This window comes from Streptomyces sp. P13-3-3, from assembly GCF_050571355.1.
Lineage (GTDB): Bacteria > Actinomycetota > Actinomycetes > Streptomycetales > Streptomycetaceae > Streptomyces > Streptomyces althioticus.
Genome location: NZ_CP192228.1, coordinates 497,489 through 513,140, shown reverse-complemented (window position 1 = coordinate 513,140; position 15,652 = coordinate 497,489). Strand labels below are relative to the sequence as shown.

15 protein-coding genes are annotated in these 15,652 nt (G+C 73.1%); 11 read left to right on the top strand and 4 right to left on the bottom strand.

Annotated features, from left to right (window positions below):
• Positions 1–57: 57 nt before the first annotated feature.
• The gene (locus ACQZOG_RS02485) at positions 58–492 is read left to right on the top strand and encodes a helix-turn-helix domain-containing protein (protein ID WP_430741232.1); all 435 of its coding nucleotides are present in this window, start codon (positions 58–60) and stop codon (positions 490–492) included.
• Between the two features lie 27 nt (positions 493–519).
• Here the strand turns inward: ACQZOG_RS02485 and ACQZOG_RS02480 are convergent, their stop codons facing one another.
• Entirely contained in the window at positions 520–1,239 is a 720-nt protein-coding gene (locus ACQZOG_RS02480) for a hypothetical protein (protein ID WP_033276515.1), read from the bottom strand.
• 152 nt (positions 1,240–1,391) lie between these two features.
• A complete protein-coding gene (locus ACQZOG_RS02475; RefSeq protein WP_351036026.1) occupies positions 1,392–2,348 on the bottom strand; it encodes an EamA family transporter in 957 nt (318 codons plus the stop codon).
• A gap of 244 nt (positions 2,349–2,592) precedes the next feature.
• On the opposite strand from ACQZOG_RS02475, the gene ACQZOG_RS02470 reads away from it, so the two are divergent.
• A complete protein-coding gene (locus ACQZOG_RS02470; RefSeq protein ID WP_037640212.1) occupies positions 2,593–3,045 on the top strand; it encodes an NUDIX hydrolase in 453 nt (150 codons plus the stop codon).
• A 13-nt stretch (positions 3,046–3,058) separates the two neighbouring features.
• Here the strand turns inward: ACQZOG_RS02470 and ACQZOG_RS02465 are convergent, their stop codons facing one another.
• A complete protein-coding gene (locus ACQZOG_RS02465) occupies positions 3,059–4,333 on the bottom strand; it encodes a hypothetical protein (protein WP_430741231.1) in 1,275 nt (424 codons plus the stop codon).
• 494 nt (positions 4,334–4,827) lie between these two features.
• On the opposite strand from ACQZOG_RS02465, the gene ACQZOG_RS02460 reads away from it, so the two are divergent.
• Genes ACQZOG_RS02460 through ACQZOG_RS02450 form a run of 3 tightly spaced genes read left to right on the top strand, consistent with a single transcriptional unit; the run spans position 4,828 to position 6,244 of the window.
• Positions 4,828–5,040 (top strand): hypothetical protein, encoded by a 213-nt coding sequence (locus tag ACQZOG_RS02460; RefSeq protein ID WP_158698206.1) that lies wholly within the window; start codon positions 4,828–4,830, stop codon positions 5,038–5,040.
• 20 nt (positions 5,041–5,060) lie between these two features.
• The gene (locus ACQZOG_RS02455; protein WP_037640216.1) at positions 5,061–5,780 is read left to right on the top strand and encodes an NPCBM/NEW2 domain-containing protein; all 720 of its coding nucleotides are present in this window, start codon (positions 5,061–5,063) and stop codon (positions 5,778–5,780) included.
• A 38-nt stretch (positions 5,781–5,818) separates the two neighbouring features.
• Positions 5,819–6,244, top strand: a complete 426-nt coding sequence (locus ACQZOG_RS02450) for a VOC family protein (RefSeq protein ID WP_037640218.1) — start codon at positions 5,819–5,821, stop codon at positions 6,242–6,244.
• 9 nt (positions 6,245–6,253) lie between these two features.
• On the opposite strand, the gene ACQZOG_RS02445 is transcribed toward ACQZOG_RS02450, so the two are convergent.
• Complete coding sequence (locus ACQZOG_RS02445; RefSeq protein ID WP_430741230.1) at positions 6,254–9,136, bottom strand: FAD-binding and (Fe-S)-binding domain-containing protein; 2,883 nt, start codon at positions 9,134–9,136, stop codon at positions 6,254–6,256.
• Positions 9,137–9,424: 288 nt separating this feature from the next.
• Between ACQZOG_RS02445 and ACQZOG_RS02440 the strand changes: the two genes are divergently transcribed.
• From ACQZOG_RS02440 to ACQZOG_RS02415, 6 genes are read left to right on the top strand one after another with little or no spacing between them, the layout of a single operon-like run.
• Positions 9,425–11,731: an ATP-binding protein gene (locus ACQZOG_RS02440; protein WP_430741229.1), complete on the top strand. Its 2,307-nt coding sequence runs from the start codon at positions 9,425–9,427 to the stop codon at positions 11,729–11,731.
• Positions 11,728–12,135, top strand: a complete 408-nt coding sequence (locus ACQZOG_RS02435; protein ID WP_033276506.1) for a roadblock/LC7 domain-containing protein — start codon at positions 11,728–11,730, stop codon at positions 12,133–12,135. Before ACQZOG_RS02440 ends, ACQZOG_RS02435 begins: the two co-directional genes overlap by 4 nt.
• Positions 12,132–12,479, top strand: coding sequence for a DUF742 domain-containing protein (locus ACQZOG_RS02430; RefSeq protein WP_033276505.1), 348 nt, complete (start codon positions 12,132–12,134; stop codon positions 12,477–12,479). The genes ACQZOG_RS02435 and ACQZOG_RS02430 overlap by 4 nt, the downstream gene beginning before the upstream one ends.
• Positions 12,460–13,095, top strand: coding sequence for a GTP-binding protein (locus ACQZOG_RS02425; protein WP_033276504.1), 636 nt, complete (start codon positions 12,460–12,462; stop codon positions 13,093–13,095). The genes ACQZOG_RS02430 and ACQZOG_RS02425 overlap by 20 nt, the downstream gene beginning before the upstream one ends.
• On the top strand, positions 13,092–14,324 hold the full coding sequence (locus ACQZOG_RS02420) for a cytochrome P450 (RefSeq protein ID WP_037640228.1): 1,233 nt from the start codon (positions 13,092–13,094) through the stop codon (positions 14,322–14,324). The genes ACQZOG_RS02425 and ACQZOG_RS02420 overlap by 4 nt, the downstream gene beginning before the upstream one ends.
• A complete protein-coding gene (locus tag ACQZOG_RS02415) occupies positions 14,321–15,571 on the top strand; it encodes a cytochrome P450 family protein (RefSeq protein WP_033276502.1) in 1,251 nt (416 codons plus the stop codon). The genes ACQZOG_RS02420 and ACQZOG_RS02415 overlap by 4 nt, the downstream gene beginning before the upstream one ends.
• Positions 15,572–15,652: the final 81 nt, after the last annotated feature.

Sequence of the window (15,652 nt, the reverse complement as noted above, 5' to 3'; positions counted from 1 at the left end):
ATGCATTTTTTCCCAGCGCAACTGAGGCCGGATTATTAGGTGAACTAATCTCCCGTTGTGGCAGAACTCCACGAGCCGCGCTTCTTCGAAGACAGGAGGGCAGGGCAGATGAATCCGGGCTCCATGGACGATCTGACGGCCGACATCACCCGCGAGAAGCGTGAGCGGATCGACGCCATCAAGGCGGAGATGATCGACGCGGAGCGAGGGCACGAGTTGGCCTCACTCAGGAAGGCACAGGGCCTTACCCAGACCCAGGTGGCCAAGGCGATGGGGGTCACCCAGGGCCGGGTCAGTCAGATCGAGCGGGGCGCGGCTCGCCTCGACACTTCGACGATGGCGGCGTACCTGCACGCCATCGGCGGCGAGCTGACGATAACGGCCACGGTCGGCAACCTCTCGGTACGCCTCTGGGGCACGCCGTGCACCGGCAGGCTTCCTCATCCTCCCGCGGCCCGCCCACAGCCGCACCGCCCCTGCCCGCTGCGATGAGCAGAGCGGTGGCGGCGGGCTGCGGGCTCACGCCCCGTGCTGGAAGGCGACGTCCGTGAGGTCGCGGTCCAGGACGACGCCCTGATGGCCGTAGGTGCGGACCGAGGGCACCTTCAGCAGCAGGCAGAAGCGGTCGGTGGAGGCGACCGTGTCCACTATCCGGCCGTACGACCGGCGCAGGAAGTAGAGGGCGGCGTGGTTGGAGAGTGCGGTCTGCCCGCAGACCAGGATGACGGGGCGCTCACCGCCGGGAGCGGTGAACTTGGCGAGAAGCGCATACGCCTCGTTGTCGCTGCTCCATCGATGGAGCACCCCGCCCGCCTCGATGGCCAGCGGGTGCTCGGGGTGGTCGTAGGGGTGAAACGTGACGCCGGGCAGGGTGTGCGCGGCATGACCCGCACTGCGGGCGTTCGCCCCGAGCGGGCCCCCGATGCAGAACTCGGGCCGGTTGCCGTTGCTCCCGCGGAAGTCGTCACCACGGACGACCTCGACCTCGCACTCCAGGCTGTGGCTGACGACGGCCGCCTCGATCATCGCCTGGACGTCGTGGTGATCCGTGGCGCCTGGGGCGCCGTACTTGTTACTCATGACGATCAGGCACGTGTCGCCGGGCCGGGCGCCGACCACGCTCATCCGCAGCCTCAGCTCACGGGTGTGCTTGCCGCGCTGCCACAGCCACACCGCCAGGCCGCTCAGACAACTGGCGAGCAGGCCCAGCATCAGATCACCCAACGCCCCCGCCAGCATCCCGCTCCCCCCCTGCGCGTGCCCGTACCCTACCCGGCCGCGCGACGGGCAACGCCACACCGGCCCCAGGGGCCGTTCAACGGAGGACCCCGGGTGCTGGGAGAGACGGGAGCGACTCCTGTGTCGCCGCGGCTCAACACGGGCGGCGATCGTCAGGAGACGCTTGCGGCCTTCTTCACCTTCCCCCGCCCCACCTGCGTCCGCACCGCCCCCATGCTCGCCCCGATGACCAGCGCGATGGCGGCGGCCTCCGTCGCGGCGAGGGCCTGGTCGAGGACGAGGAAGCCTGCGGTGGCCGCGAGGGCCGGTTCCAGGCTCATCAGGATCGCGAACGTCGACGCGGGCAGGCGTCGCAGCGCGAGGAGTTCGAGGGTGTACGGCAGGACGGACGACAGCACCGCGACCGCCGCGCCCAGCGCGAACGTCGTCGGGTCCAGCAGCTTCGTACCGGACTCCAGCACCCCCAGCGGCAGGAACAGCACCGCCGCCACCGCCATGGCGAGCGCGAGCCCGTCGGCCTGCGGGAAACGGCGTCCGGTCCGCGCGCTGAAGACGATGTACGCCGCCCACATGGCGCCTGCGGCCAGGGCGAACGCGACGCCCAGCGGGTCGAGGCCGCTGAAGCCTCCGCCGCCGAGGAGGAACACGCCGGCAAGGGCCAGCGCGGCCCACACGAGGTTGACCGCGCGCCGGGAGGCCAGCACGGAGAGGGTGAGCGGGCCCAGCACCTCCAGGGTGACCGCCGGGCCGAGCGGGATGCGGGCGACGGACTGGTAGAAGAGGCCGTTCATCGCGGCCATGGCGACGCCGAAGACGATCACGGTGCCCCAGTCGGTCCGCGAGTGACCGCGCAGCCGCGGCCGGCACACCACCATCAGCACCACCGCCGCGACCAGCAGCCGCAGGGTCACCACCCCGAGCGCCCCGGCGCGCGGCATCAGCGTCACCGCGAGCGCCCCGCCGAACTGCACGGAGATGCCGCCCGCCAGCACCAGCCCGACCGGCCCGAGGGAGCCGCGGCGACCGCCCGGGGCGCCGGCCTGCGCGGGGGCGGGACCGTGGGCCTGCCCGGAAGCGGTGGACGAGGTGGCGGCGCTGGGGGTGGTCACGGTGCCTTCCAGGGACGTAGGAGACGCGAGCGGTGCGAGGTGATGCGCGACTGCATCGAGTGTGCACCTCGATGTACTCACGGGTCCAGCGTATTGAACTACGTCAGCACCGTGAAGCGTTTATATGCCTGACGATGCGACCCGCGTCCCGTCCGGGTCAACTCCGTCCACGGTGCGGACGTCCTACCCGGTACGGTTCCCCCTGGTGACCCCCCGTCCGCTCCCCCCTTTCGACTGAGGTTCCGTGCGACGACTCCTGGTCCGTGTCTGGCGGCTCCTGCGCCCGCTGCAGAGCCGCATCGTGTGGCTGCTGCACGCCAAATTCGTGGTCGGCGTGACGGGCGTGGTGCGCGACGACGAGGGACGGGTGCTGCTGCTGAAGCACCGGATGTGGCCGCCCGGCCGCCAGTGGGGCCTGCCGAGCGGCTTCGCGCGCAAGGGTGAGGACTTCCGGCAGACCGTGGTGCGCGAGGTCAAGGAGGAGACCGGCCTCGACGTGGAGGTCGGCCGCCTGGTCATGCTGAACAGCGGCCTGCGCACCCGCATGGAGGTGGCCTTCGAGGCCCGTCTGCTGGGCGGCGAGATGCGCCTGGACCCCCTCGAGATCCTGGAGGCCCGCTGGTGCGAGCCGGACGCCCTGCCCGAGGGCGTCCAGCCGGTGTGCCACCCCTTGGTGAGGGGCGAGACGTCACCCTGAGACCCGTCGGTGCTCAGCGGGGGACGCCGAGGGCGTCGAGGCGCTCGTGCATGACGTTCGCCTGGAGAGACGGGTTGCGGAGGGCCGAGGTCTCGGTCGCCGGTTCGTCGCACGCCCGCAGCAGCAGGTCGGGCGGCAGGGCGGGGTGCCCGGCCGCCGCACTGCTCACCGTGCTCTCGTCGTCGGCCAGCAGGCGGGCCAGAACGTCCGCGCCGACGTCCGGATCCAACACCGCAAGGGCCCGCTTGACCGGGTCCGGGTCGTCGGCGAAGCGCTCCGCGTGGCCGGCCTTCGGGAAGTTCGGGTGGGACAGCAGCAGGCTCGCGGTGATCACCTGGCACTTCAGGTAGGTCTCCAGCACCACCTCCCCGTCGACGGTCGGCTGTCTCTCGCACAGCAGCAGCCGTACGGCGTAGTCGTCGTCGTGCGACAGCAGCTCGACGGCGTCGGCGGGCAGGTGCTCGGCGCAGGCGGCACTGCGCCGGAGCCAGGTGTGGGACGACCGCGCGCAGTCGCGCAGGACGTCGGCGTCCTCGCAGGTGCGCACCCACTCGACGGGGTCCAGCCGGTCGGACGGGCCGACGGTGTAATCGATGACGGCCCGCTCGGCCTCCGTGAACTCCGGGCGGACCGACACGGCCAGACGGACGCTGTGCTCAGGGTCATCCGCGAGCTTCCGTACGACGTCGAGGGGAGCGCGGGTGTTGAGCGCCAGCGCTTGCCGGTCCGACGCGTCGACGCCGGCCGCTACCTGTTCGGCGAGCGCGGCGGTCATGGCTCCGTACCGGATGACGTCCCGCCGGGAACTGGCGTCCAGCCCGCTCTCGAGAAGCACGCCGGTCCAGAAGGCGTCGGCACCGCAGGCCGCGATCCTGGCCCGCTGCCGGACGTCGTCGTCCGGGTCGTGCAGCAGACGCTCACGGTCACTCTCGGACAGCAGGGACCAGGAGCCACAGGAGGCCCCCCGCATGAACGCGTCCTCGTGGTCGCAGAGCCCGGCGATCAGCCGATCGTCGAAGTTGCCGTAGAAGGCCGCGTCCCTCCGCACGATCGGCTCGGGGTCGTCGAGCAGCCGCCGCTGCACGGGGAGCGGAAGCGACGGAGCGCCCGAACGGAAAGGGTTCGGCGCGTTGGCGAGTACCTGTCGGACGCGGAAATGGGGATCGTCGACCAGCCGTCCACGCTGCTCCCCGGAGACCGCGAAACTCTCCGCGAACGTGGAACGGAGACGCCGCTCCGGATCCACGACGATCGCGTCGACCACCTCGTCCGGCAACGGGCGCGCCATGAAGGCCCCTCACGCACCGGCGGCCTCCTGATGCAGCAGCCGCAGCAACACGTCGGTCGGAGCCGAGGTGTTGAAAGCGATCGCGTTCAGCTGATTCCTACGTCGGTCGAACATCAACCCGTCCCCCACTGCCCCACCCGATCACCCCGAACCCGCCGATTCTGCCCACCCGGACACGGCGGGTCAACGCCGACGATCACGCCCGTGACCTGCGTGTGCGTACGCCGCGACCGGACGCCTCACCGACGCGGGGCGGCGCGTCGGACGACAACGCTCGTCGGGACGCCGTGACGGGCACCGCTCATCTGCCGTAGACGGGCCACGCCGAAGGGAGCAGGCGCGGCTGGAACCGCCAGGTCCGGTTTCCGGGGCCAACTGGCTCGTCGCCCGGAGCCGACAACGCGGCGACATCCTCGTTGACGCATTCGGACACCACGCCCGAACACGACCGCCGCCACCATGAGGGCCCGCCACTCACGCCTATGGAGCACCACATGGCACGCACGATGAACGGGCCACAGCGAACGGCCATCTGGATCAAAGCTATCGGCGCGGTCACGGCCGTGGCCCTCGCGGCCCTCGGTGCCTATGTGGCTCTGCACCAGACCGACCCGGCCCCTACCAACTCCTGCCACGGCCGAGCCATCTGCGGCGAGGACAACGACAACAACCAGGTGGGCGTCGGCGAGCCCGCCGTGAAGCAGTGAGGCGGGGGACGGCGGCCGCCGTGTTCGCGGCCCTCCTGCTCCTGGCGTCCGGCGCCTCCGGATGCAGCAAGGAGACCAACAACTGCAAGGACAGGGCCGTCTGCGGGAAGGGGAACGACAGCAACGGGCTGTCGGACGAGGCCGCCGGAAGCGACGGTGCGGGCGAGGACCCCTCGGCCGACTCCGCCGACTTCTCCGAGTCTCCCGGCCCGTCCTCCACGGACGAGGCGGACACCGCCGAGCCGTTCCCCGACGCGGAGTCCGCCGAAGACGCCCCCGAGGACGCCGCGGAAGCCCCGTCGGGGAACGGCGAGAGGCCCGAGCAGGGGCCGCGCACCCTGTTCCTGAGCGACGTGCACCCCATCGAGAAGGACGTCCGCAAGGGCACCACCGAGATCGCGGGGACCACGTACACCTCGTCCATCTGGAAGGACATCGGACCGAGCAGCAGCCTCAACAGCGTCTACGTGGTGTACGCGCTCAACGCGGACTGGACGACCTTCACCGCGGACGTCGGCCCCGACAGCGACTCGCGCTCCGACGTCGTGGTCGACTTCGAGGTGTACCTCGACGACCGGAAGCTCGGTGAGACCCATCGGGCCACCGTCACGGAGTCCGCCCACATCGAGGAGAACGTCACGGGCGGCATCCAGCTCCGCCTCGTGGCCAAGTTCGTCAGCGGGTCGAGGAACGGCTCCTACTCGGGTCAGGCCGCCTGGGGGTCCGCCCGGCTCGAATAGTCACGGCCTGCTGTCCGTCGCCTTGTTAGGGTGCCGCGATGGCAACGATCAGGCAGGTTCAGATCACCTTCGACTGCGCCGAACCCGAGCGGCTGGCCCGGTTCTGGTGCGAGGTGTTGGGGTACACCGTCGTGCCGCCCGAGGGGTACGGCTCCTGGGACGACTTCAACCGGGAGCGGTTCCCCGACGGGGACGGCGCCTGGTGTTCGGCGAGCGACCCCACCGGCGCCGGCCCGCGGCTGTTCTTCCAGCGGGTGCCCGAGGGCAAGACCGTCAAGAACCGCGTCCACCTCGACGTCCGCGTCGGCACCGGGATGACCGGTGAGGAGCGGCTGGCCGCGCTGGAGGCCGAGTGCGCCCGGCTGATCCCCCTCGGCGCCACCCGGCAGCGGCTGCTCTACGACGGCACCGACTCGTGCATCGTCATGCAGGACATCGAGGGGAACGAGTTCTGCCTCGACTGAGGAACCCCCTCACGCCTCCGGCGCCTCCGGCGCGTCCAGCGCCTCCGCCAGGATCTCCGCGAGGTGGCGGCCCCGTACTCCTCCCAGCTGCTCCAGCTGTGTCCGGCAGGAGTAGCCGTCCGCCTGGACCACCGCGGCCTCCGGCGCCTCCCGTACGGCAGGGAGCAACTGCTCCTCCGCGCAGGCGCGCGAGACGTCGTAGTGGCCCTTCTCGAAGCCGAAGTTGCCTGCCAGTCCGCAGCAGCCGCCGGCCAGTTCACCCGTCAGACCCGCCGCCTCCCGGAGTCTGCGGTCGGGGCCGTCGCCCAGGACCGCGTGCTGGTGGCAGTGGGTCTGGCCGGTGACCGGGCGGTTCACGGCGGGCGGGGTCCAGTCGGGGGCGTGCTGTTCCAGAGCCTCCGCGAACGTCAGCACACGGGACGCGAGCCGCGCCGCACGCGGGTCGTCGTGGAGCAGCTCCGGCGCGTCCGTGCGCAACGCGGCCGCACAGCTCGGCTCAAGCACCACCAGCGGCGCGTCCGTCGCGAGGACGGGCTCCAGCAGGTCCAGCGTGCGGCGGAGCACCGTACGGGCGCGGTCCAGCTGGCCCGTGGAGATGTACGTCAGCCCGCAGCAGACCCGGCCCCTGCGGGCCGTGAGCAGGGACAGCGGGGAGCGTGACCGGGCGTCGCCCAGCCGGGCGGCCGACGGCAGCCGCAGCGTCGGTGGCAGCACCACCCGCATCCCCGCCGCCTCCAGCACCCGTACCGCCGCCCGCCCCACCGACGGCGACAGATGCTCGGTGAAGGTGTCCGGCCACAGCACCACCAGCGGGCCTTCACCCGCGACAGGCCTCCGCCTCCACCAGCGGGTGAAGGGCTCCGTCGCCAGACGCGGGATCTCCCGCTCCCCCGCGATCCCGCCCACCCGCTTCGCCGGCCGTGCCAGCGGCCGCACCGACGCGAGCGCGTTCACCACGCCCGCCGTCCGGGTCCGGGCCGCCCAGGACAGCCACACCGGCAGCCACCCCATCGCGTAGTGCGCGGCGGGACGGCGGCGGCCCGCGTAGTGGTGGTGCAGGAACTCCGCCTTGTACGTGGCCATGTCGACGCCCACCGGGCAGTCGGACCTGCACCCCTTGCAGGAGAGGCACAGGTCGAGCGCGTCCCGCACCTCCGTGGAGCGCCAGCCGTCCGTCACCACCTCGCCCGCGAGCATCTCGTGCAGCAGCCGGGCGCGCCCCCGCGTGGAGTGCTCCTCCTCCCCCGTGGCGCGGAACGACGGGCACATCACGGCGGACCCCGACACGGACGTCGTACGGCACTTGGCGACGCCCACGCAGCGCCGCACGGCGGCCGAGAAGTCACCGGCGTCGGCGGGGTAGCCGAAGGCGACGTCGACGGGTTCGCGGGGGAGGGCGGTGAAGCGGAGGTCCGCGTCGAGGGGCGCCGGGCGGACCAGCATGCCGGGGTTGAGCAGGCCCTCCGGGTCCCACGCGCCCTTCACCCGCTCGAAGAGGGCGACCGTCTCCGCGCCGTACATGCGCGGCAGCAGCTCCGCGCGCGCCTGCCCGTCGCCGTGTTCGCCGGAGAGGGAGCCGCCGTGGGCGACGACCAGGTCCGCCAGCTCCTCCGAGAAGCGCCGGAAGCGGGCCACGCCCGGCCCGGTCAGCAGGTCGAAGTCGATGCGGACGTGGATGCAGCCGTCCCCGAAGTGCCCGTACGGGGTACCGCGCAGACCGTGCTCGGCGAGCAGCGCCCGGAAGTCCCGCAGATAGTCGCCGAGCCGGGCGGGCGGCACCGCGCAGTCCTCCCAGCCGGGCCACGCCTCACTGCCGTCGGGCATGCGAGTCGCCGTGCCGCTGGCGTCCTCCCGGATGCGCCACAGCGTGCGCTGCCGGGCCGGGTCGGTGACCACCAGCGCGTCCACGACGTCCGCCGCCCGCACGATCGCCTCGGCTGCCGCGCGGGCCTCCGCCTCGGTGTCCCCGCCGGCCTCGACGAACAGCCACGCCCCTCCACGCGGCAGGTCGGCGGCGGACGGCACCAGGTCGGCCGCCATGCCCTCCACCGTCAGCGGCCCGTACGGCAGCAGCCCCGCCGCCGCCTGCGCGGCCCCGCTCTCGTCGGCGTACGCCAGCACGGCGAGCGCCCGTGCGCGGGGCGCCCGTACGAGGGTCAGCTCCGCCTCGGTGAGCACGGCGAGGGTGCCTTCCGAGCCGCAGAGGGAGCGGGCGACGTCGGCGCGGTTCTCGGGGAGCAGCGCGTCGACCGCGTATCCGGAGATACGGCGCGGCAGGTCGGGGAAGCCCGTGCGCAGACGCGCCAACTCCGCCTCCACCAGCGCGCGGAGGCCCTCCGGGGCGCCCGCCCAGCCGGGTCCGGGGCGCAGCCGTTCACCGCGCGCGGTGATCACCGACAGGGTGCGCACGTTGTCGGCGGTGGTGCCCCAGGCGACCGAGTGGGAGCCGCAGGAGTTGTTGCCGATCATCCCGCCGAGGGTGCAACGGCCGTGGGTGGACGGGTCGGGGCCGAACCGGAGGCCGTGCGGGGCGGCGGCCTCCTGGAGCCGGTCGAGGACCAGGCCCGGCTGCACGACGGCGGTGCCCGCCTCCGGATCGAGGGACAGCAGACGGTTCATGTGGCGTGTGAAGTCGAGCACGATGCCGGTGCCGGTCGCCTGTCCCGCGATCGACGTGCCGCCGCCGCGCGGCACCACGGGCACCCCGTGCTCCCGGCACACCGCGAGCGCCGCCGCGACGTCGTCGGCGTCCCGGGGCGCGACCACGCCGAGCGGAATCCGGCGGTAGTTGGAGGCGTCCATCGTGGTCAGCGCCCGCGCGGTGACGCCGAGGTCCACCTCGCCGCGTACCGCCCCGCGCAGCGCCGCCGCCAGTTCCCGCTGATCCGTCATGCCCTCAGGATGCCTCCGCGGGGGCGCGGCGCGGGCGGCGGCACACCTTCGGCGGGACCGTGCCAGGACGGGCGGCCACGACTGTTTAACCAAGAACGGAAGCAGAATCTTCCCAACTCGATCACGAACTCCCATATAGTGACCGCGAGTTGCGCGCAGTTGTCGGACCTCTTCAGCGAAGCGACCCCTGCATCAGGTCCGGCGTCCCATCGAACCGCCCGAGGGCCGCGCAGCCACGACGGCGCACGCCCGCGGACCCGACCGAGGACCCGACCGAGGACCTGATTGATGACCTCCCCCCTGCTCCCCGGCGACCGCCCCACCCCCCGCAGCCTGCTGCCCGCCCCCGTGCTCACCGCCGCGTTCTGCGCGGTCGCCGTCGCGGCCTCCGTCGTCCTGGTCCCGGACGCCGCGACCGGCGCGGTCCTGGTGACGGGCGTGGTCGCGTCCGTGCTGCTGTGCGCCGCCGTCACGGCCGCCGCGTACGCCCGTCTGACGGCGCGCGCCGCCCGGGAGCGGCTGGAGGCCGTCACCCAGGACGTCGGCCGGCTCCTCCAGGAGCGGTCCCGGCTGACCGAGGACGCCCGCCGCCGGCACGAACTGCTCACCGGCGAACTCACCCGTGAACGGGCCCGGTTGTCCGCCGAGCTGGATCAGGAGCGGGCCCATCTCGCCGAGGCGCTGGCCGACGAGCGCGACCGGCTCACCGAACAGCACGCGGCCGAGCTGGCCCGGCTGGCGAACGAGCGGGCCGAGGAGCGCACCCGGGTCGACGACGCGCACACGGCGGAGCTGGCCCGGTCCGCCGAACGGCACACCGCCGAACTGGACCGGCTCACCGCCCAGCACACGGACGAACTCACCAAGCTGACCGGTGAGCACACGGAGGAACGGGAGCGGCTGGAGGAGGAGCGCGACCGCCTGGCGCGCGAGCGGATCCGCCTGGCCGGGGAGAACGCGCGGCTCACCACCCGGCTGCGGGAGGCCGAGGGCGCCCGCGCGGCCGCCCTGGCCGCCACCGCCAACGCGGCCGGACGGATGCAGGCCCTGGCCACCGGCATGCTCGCCGACCTGCGCGCGATGGAGGAGAAGCACCACGACGAGGAGGTCCTCGCCGACCTGCTCCACCTCGACCACCGCACCGCCCAGGCGGGCCGCCTCGCCGACTCCGTCGCCGTCCTCACCGGCGCCCGCTCCGGCCGCCGCTGGGCCCGCCCCATCGCGATGGAGTCGATCCTGCGCGGCGCGATGGGCCGCATCGCCGGCTACCAGCGGGTCCGCGTCCACTCCGCCAGCGACACCTCCGTCGCCGGGCACGCCGCCGAGGGCGTGATGCACGCGCTCGCCGAACTCCTCGACAACGCGGCGAACTTCTCGCCCCCGACCGCCGAGGTCCACGTCTACGTGGAGGAGGTCCCGGCCGGTGTCATCGTGTCGGTCGAGGACAGCGGTCTGGTGATGGGCGAGGCGCAGTTGCGGCGCGCCGAGCGGGCCGTCTCCGGCGAGTCCACCGAGCTGGGCGGTCTCACCGGCACCCGGCTGGGTCTCGCGGTCGTCGGCCGGCTGGCCCGGCGGTACGGGCTGCGGGTGTCGTACCGGCCCTCCGCGCGCGGCGGCACGGGCGTGCTGGTGCTGCTGCCGCAGGACATCCTCGTACCGGGGGACGCGACGCCCCTGCGGCCGGTCACGGCCCCGGCGGCGAACGGGACGTCCGCCCGCACCCTGACTGCGACGGTGAAGGCCGCGGACGAGAAGGAGCGGGAGGCGTCCGCCGCGAGCGCCGTGGTGTCGTCCGCCGGGAAGGCCGCGAAGGCCGCGATGCCGTCCGGCACGAACAGCGCGGGGCCGTCCGCCCCGACGGACGCCGAGCCCTCCGCCCCGGAAGCCTCCTCCGGCGCCCGAGGCACCGAGCGGTCTGTCACGAAGGACGGCCGGCCGTCGGCCGCCGAGGACGAGGCGCCGTCCGCCTCGCAGGACCGGACGCCGACCGCCGCGCAGGACGGGACGTCGTCCGCCGTTGAGGACGAGGCGCCGGCCGCCGAGGACAAGGCACCGGCCGTCGATGCCGCGCCCCTGGTCCTCCCCCAGCGCCGCTCCGTGACCCGCGGGGACGCCGAACCCGAGCCCCGCCACGGCGCCACCGGCGACACCACCGCCTCCTCCGCCTCCCCGGAGACGGAGCGCCCGGCCTCCCCCGCCCGCGCCGCCGTCCTCCCCGCCCCCTCCTACGCCGCCGCCCGTTCCGGCGGTGACGTGGACGCCGACCCGGTGCCGGCCCACGCGTCCGCGTCCGGGGACGACGGCGCCCCGCCCCTGGTGCTGCCCCGCCGGCGCCGCGGCCGCACCCTCGCCGAGGCGGAGCGCCGGGCGGGCGGAGCCGGCCGCGCCGCGGAGTCCCGGCCCGCGCCCACGGCCGAGGAGACCCGCGCCCGCACCGCGCGCTTCAGCAGCTTCCGCCAGGCCGTACGGACTCCGACCCCGGACGACACGGCCGACCCGGACGCGGGCCTCACCCCGGCCCGCGACACCACCCCCGACCCCGAGACCACAGCTCAGCCCACCCCCGTGACTTCGGAAGGCGACACCACCTCATGACCGGCACGACCACAGCGGACGAGAAGCTCACCTGGCTCATCGAGGGCCTGTTGGAGCGCACGCCGGGCGCGCGGCACGCGCTCGTGCTGTCCCGTGACGGCCTGAAACTGTGCCGCACGACCGAGCTGTCCAACGACCAGGCCGACCAGCTCGCCGCCATCGCCGCCGGCATCCAGTCGCTGTCGCACGGCGCGTCCGTCGAGTTCGGCGACGGCACCGGCGGGGTGCGCTCGGCGATGACCGAGTTCTACGGCGGTGTGCTGTTCATCGTGGAGGCAGGCGAGGGCGCGCACCTGGCCGTCGTCACCACCGAGGACGCGGACGCCGGGCTCGTCGGGCACAACATGAGCGAGCTGGTGGAGCAGCTCGGCGAGCACCTGACCGCGCAGCCGCGCAGCTCATGAGCCGGCCCGGCAGGGACGACGCGCCCGACCGGCTGTACACCCTCACCGGGGGGCGCAGCCGGTCCGGGCCCGACAACCCCTTCGACCTGGTGACCCTGGTCGTCGCCGAGTGCGACCCGGTGCCCGGCATGCAGTCGGAGCACGCGGCGATCCTGCGCCTCACCGAACGGCCCACGGCGGTCGTGGAGATCGCGGCCGAGCTGAGGCTGCCGGTGAGCATCACCCGGATCCTGCTGTCCGACCTCCTCGCGGCGGGCCGGGTCAGCGCCCGTCACCCCCGCAAGGCCGCCGTACCCGACCCCGACATCCTGGAGCAGGTGCTCGTTGGACTCCGCAACCTCTGAGACGCCCGTGGCGTCCGAGACGCGCACCCCGCTGGGCGCGTCGGCCGACAACGGCCTGAAGATCGTGGTCGTGGGCGGCTTCGGCGCCGGCAAGACGACGATGGTCCGCTCCGTCAGCGAGATCCGTCCCCTCAACACCGAGGAGACGATGACCCAGGCCGGCGAGGGCGTCGACGACCTCAGCGGGGTGAGCGGCAAGACCGCGACCACCGTCGCCTTCGACTTCGGCCGCATCACGCTGGACGAGCGCAACGTGCTGTACCTGTTCGGCGCGCCGGGGCAGGAGCGGTTCTGGTTCCTGTGGGACCGGCTGTTCTCCGGCACGCTCGGCGCGGTCGTGCTGGTCGACACCCGGCGCATCGACGACTCCTGGTACGCCATCGACCGGCTGGAGCGGCACGGCACGCCGTTCATCGTGGCCTGCAACGACTTCGGCGGGCCCACGTTCACCCCGCAGCAGATCCGTGAGGCGCTCGACCTGGACCCGCACGTCCCGCTGGTGAACTGCGACGCGCGGTCCCGTGAGTCCAGCAAGATCGTGCTGATCACGCTGGTGGAGCACATCAAGGAGCTGTACGCCGACCAGGCCCGAGCCCCCCGTCAGGAGCTGGTGTGAGTCCCGCCTCCGTCCCCGACGCCGTCCCGTTCAGCGGCCCCCTGCTGCAGGACGACCCGGCCCGCGTCTACCGCGAGCTGCGCCGTGAGCACGGCAGTGTGGTGCCGGTCGTGCTCGACGGCGACGCCCCCGCCTGGCTGGTCCTCGGCTACCGCGAGCTGCACCAGGTCACCGGCGACCCGGTGCTGTTCAGCCGCGACTCCGAGCTGTGGAACCAGTGGGAGAACATCCCCGACGACTGGCCGTTGCTGCCGATGATCGGACGCCGTCAGCCGTCCATCCTCTACACCGTCGGCGAGCGGCACCGGGAGCGGGCCGCGATGCTGGGGAACGCGCTGGAGGCGGTCGACCCGACCGAACTGCGCGGCCACTCCGAGCGGTTCGCGGACGAGCTGATCGACGCCATCTGCCCGCGCGGCTCCGCGGACATCATCGGCGAGTTCGCGATGCTGCTGCCGGTGCGGGTGCTGGCCCGGCTGTACGGGTTCCCCGACGACAAGGGTCCCGCGCTGGTCACCGCGCTCAACGACATGATCGACGGGCGGGAGCGGGCGCTCGCCGGGCAGACGCACCTGTTCACGTCGATGACGGAGCTGGTGGCCGAGCGGCGCAAGGAGCCCGCCCAGGACGTGGCCTCCCGGATGCTCGCCGACACCTCGGGCTTCACGGACGAGGAGATCGTCCAGGACCTGATGGTGATGATGGCGGCCGGGCACCAGCCGACCGCCGACTGGATCGGCAACTCGCTGCACCTGATGCTCACCGACTCCCGGTTCGCGGCCTCGCTGTTCGGCGGCCGCAACAGCATCGCCGAGGCGATGAACGAGGTGCTGTGGGAGGACACGCCGACGCAGAACGTGGCCGCGCGGTGGACGTCGCGCGACACGCAGCTCGGCGGCCGCCGCATCCGGGCCGGCGACATGGTGCTGCTGGGCCTCCAGGGCGCCAACTCGGACCCGCAGGTACGCACGGACGGCTCGCTCACCGGCGGCAACAGCGCGCACTTCTCCTTCGGTCACGGGGAGCACCGCTGCCCGTTCCCGGCGCAGGAGATCGCCGAGGTGATCGCCCGGACCGGCATCGAGGTGGTCCTGGACCGGCTGCCGGACATCGACCTGGCCGCGCCTGCCTCCTCCCTGACCCGCCGCCCGTCGCCCTGGCTGCGCGGTCTGTCCGAGCTGCCGGTCACCTTCACACCCACTCCCGCCCTTGGAGGCTCGCTCGCATGACGGCTGGTACGGACCTCACCGCGACCGACACGGAACAGACCCGCATCCCCCTCGACCCGTTCGTCTCCGACCTGGACGCGGAGAGCGCCGCACTGCGCGCCGCGGGGCCGCTGGCCGCCGTGACCCTGCCGGGTGACGTGCCCGTGTGGGCGGTGACCCACCACGCCGAGGCGAAGAAGCTGCTGACCGACCCGCGGCTGGTGAAGGACATCAACGTCTGGGGCGCCTGGCAGCGCGGGGAGATAGCCCCGGACTGGCCGCTGATCGGGCTGGCGAACCCGCCGCGCTCCATGCTCACCGTGGACGGCGCCGACCACCGCAGACTGCGCACGCTGGTCGCCCAGGCGCTCACCCCGAGACGGGTGGAGCGGATGCGGGAGCGGATCACGGAGCTGACGGAGTCCCTGCTGGACCAGGTGGCGGCGCAGCCCGGTGACAGCGTCGACCTGAAGGCGGTGTTCGCCTACCCGCTGCCGATGTACGTGATCGCCGACCTGATGGGGCTGGCGGAGGAGCGGCTGCCGCGGCTGAAGGAGCTGTTCGAGAAGTTCTTCTCCACGCAGACGCCGCCGGAGGAGGTCCTCGCGACGCTCACCGAGCTGGCCGGGATCATGACCGAGACGGTGGCGTCCAAGCGGGAGAACCCGGGCGACGACCTGACGTCGGCGCTGATCCAGGCGTCGGAGAACGGGGACCGGCTCACCGACGAGGAGATCGTCGCGACGCTCCAGCTGATGGTGGCGGCCGGGCACGAGACCACGATCTCCCTCATCGTCAACGCGGTGGTCAACCTCTCCACCCACCCGGACCAGCGCGAGCTGGTGCTGTCCGGGAAGACGGACTGGTCGGCGGTGGTCGAGGAGACGCTGCGCTGGTCCACGCCGACCTCGCACGTGCTGATCCGGTTCGCCACCGAGGACGTGCCCGTCGGGGACAAGGTGCTGCCCGCCGGGGACGCGCTGATCGTGTCGTACGCGGCGATCGGGCGGGACGAGCGGGCGCACGGGCCGACGGCGGGCGACTTCGACATCACCCGGGAGAGCGCGAACCGGCACATCTCCTTCGGGCACGGCCCGCACGTCTGCCCCGGCGCGGCGCTGTCCCGCCTGGAGGCGGGCGTCGCCCTCCCGGCCCTGTACGCCCGCTTCCCGAAGCTGGACCTGGCGGTGCCGGCGGGTGAGCTGCGCAACAAGCCGGTGGTGACCCAGAACGACCTGTACGAGCTGCCGGTGACGCTCGGCGGGTGAGTGACGCGGGTGGCGGACGGCCCTCCCCCCGGACCGCCCGCCACCCGTACCGGTGACGCGTCTCAGCGGCGCGTCTCAGCG

Excerpts from the sequence above, each read along its gene's own strand:
- ACQZOG_RS02480 (WP_033276515.1), bottom strand. The coding sequence starts at position 1,239 with ATGCTGGCGGGGGCGTTGGGTGATCTGATGCTGGGCCTGCTCGCCAGT.
- ACQZOG_RS02465 (WP_430741231.1), bottom strand. The coding sequence starts at position 4,333 with ATGGCGCGCCCGTTGCCGGACGAGGTGGTCGACGCGATCGTCGTGGAT.
- ACQZOG_RS02460 (WP_158698206.1), top strand. The coding sequence starts at position 4,828 with ATGGCACGCACGATGAACGGGCCACAGCGAACGGCCATCTGGATCAAA.
- ACQZOG_RS02450 (WP_037640218.1), top strand. The coding sequence starts at position 5,819 with ATGGCAACGATCAGGCAGGTTCAGATCACCTTCGACTGCGCCGAACCC.
- ACQZOG_RS02445 (WP_430741230.1), bottom strand. The coding sequence starts at position 9,136 with ATGACGGATCAGCGGGAACTGGCGGCGGCGCTGCGCGGGGCGGTACGC.
- ACQZOG_RS02440 (WP_430741229.1), top strand. The coding sequence starts at position 9,425 with ATGACCTCCCCCCTGCTCCCCGGCGACCGCCCCACCCCCCGCAGCCTG.
- ACQZOG_RS02435 (WP_033276506.1), top strand. The coding sequence starts at position 11,728 with ATGACCGGCACGACCACAGCGGACGAGAAGCTCACCTGGCTCATCGAG.
- ACQZOG_RS02430 (WP_033276505.1), top strand. The coding sequence starts at position 12,132 with ATGAGCCGGCCCGGCAGGGACGACGCGCCCGACCGGCTGTACACCCTC.
- ACQZOG_RS02415 (WP_033276502.1), top strand. The coding sequence starts at position 14,321 with ATGACGGCTGGTACGGACCTCACCGCGACCGACACGGAACAGACCCGC.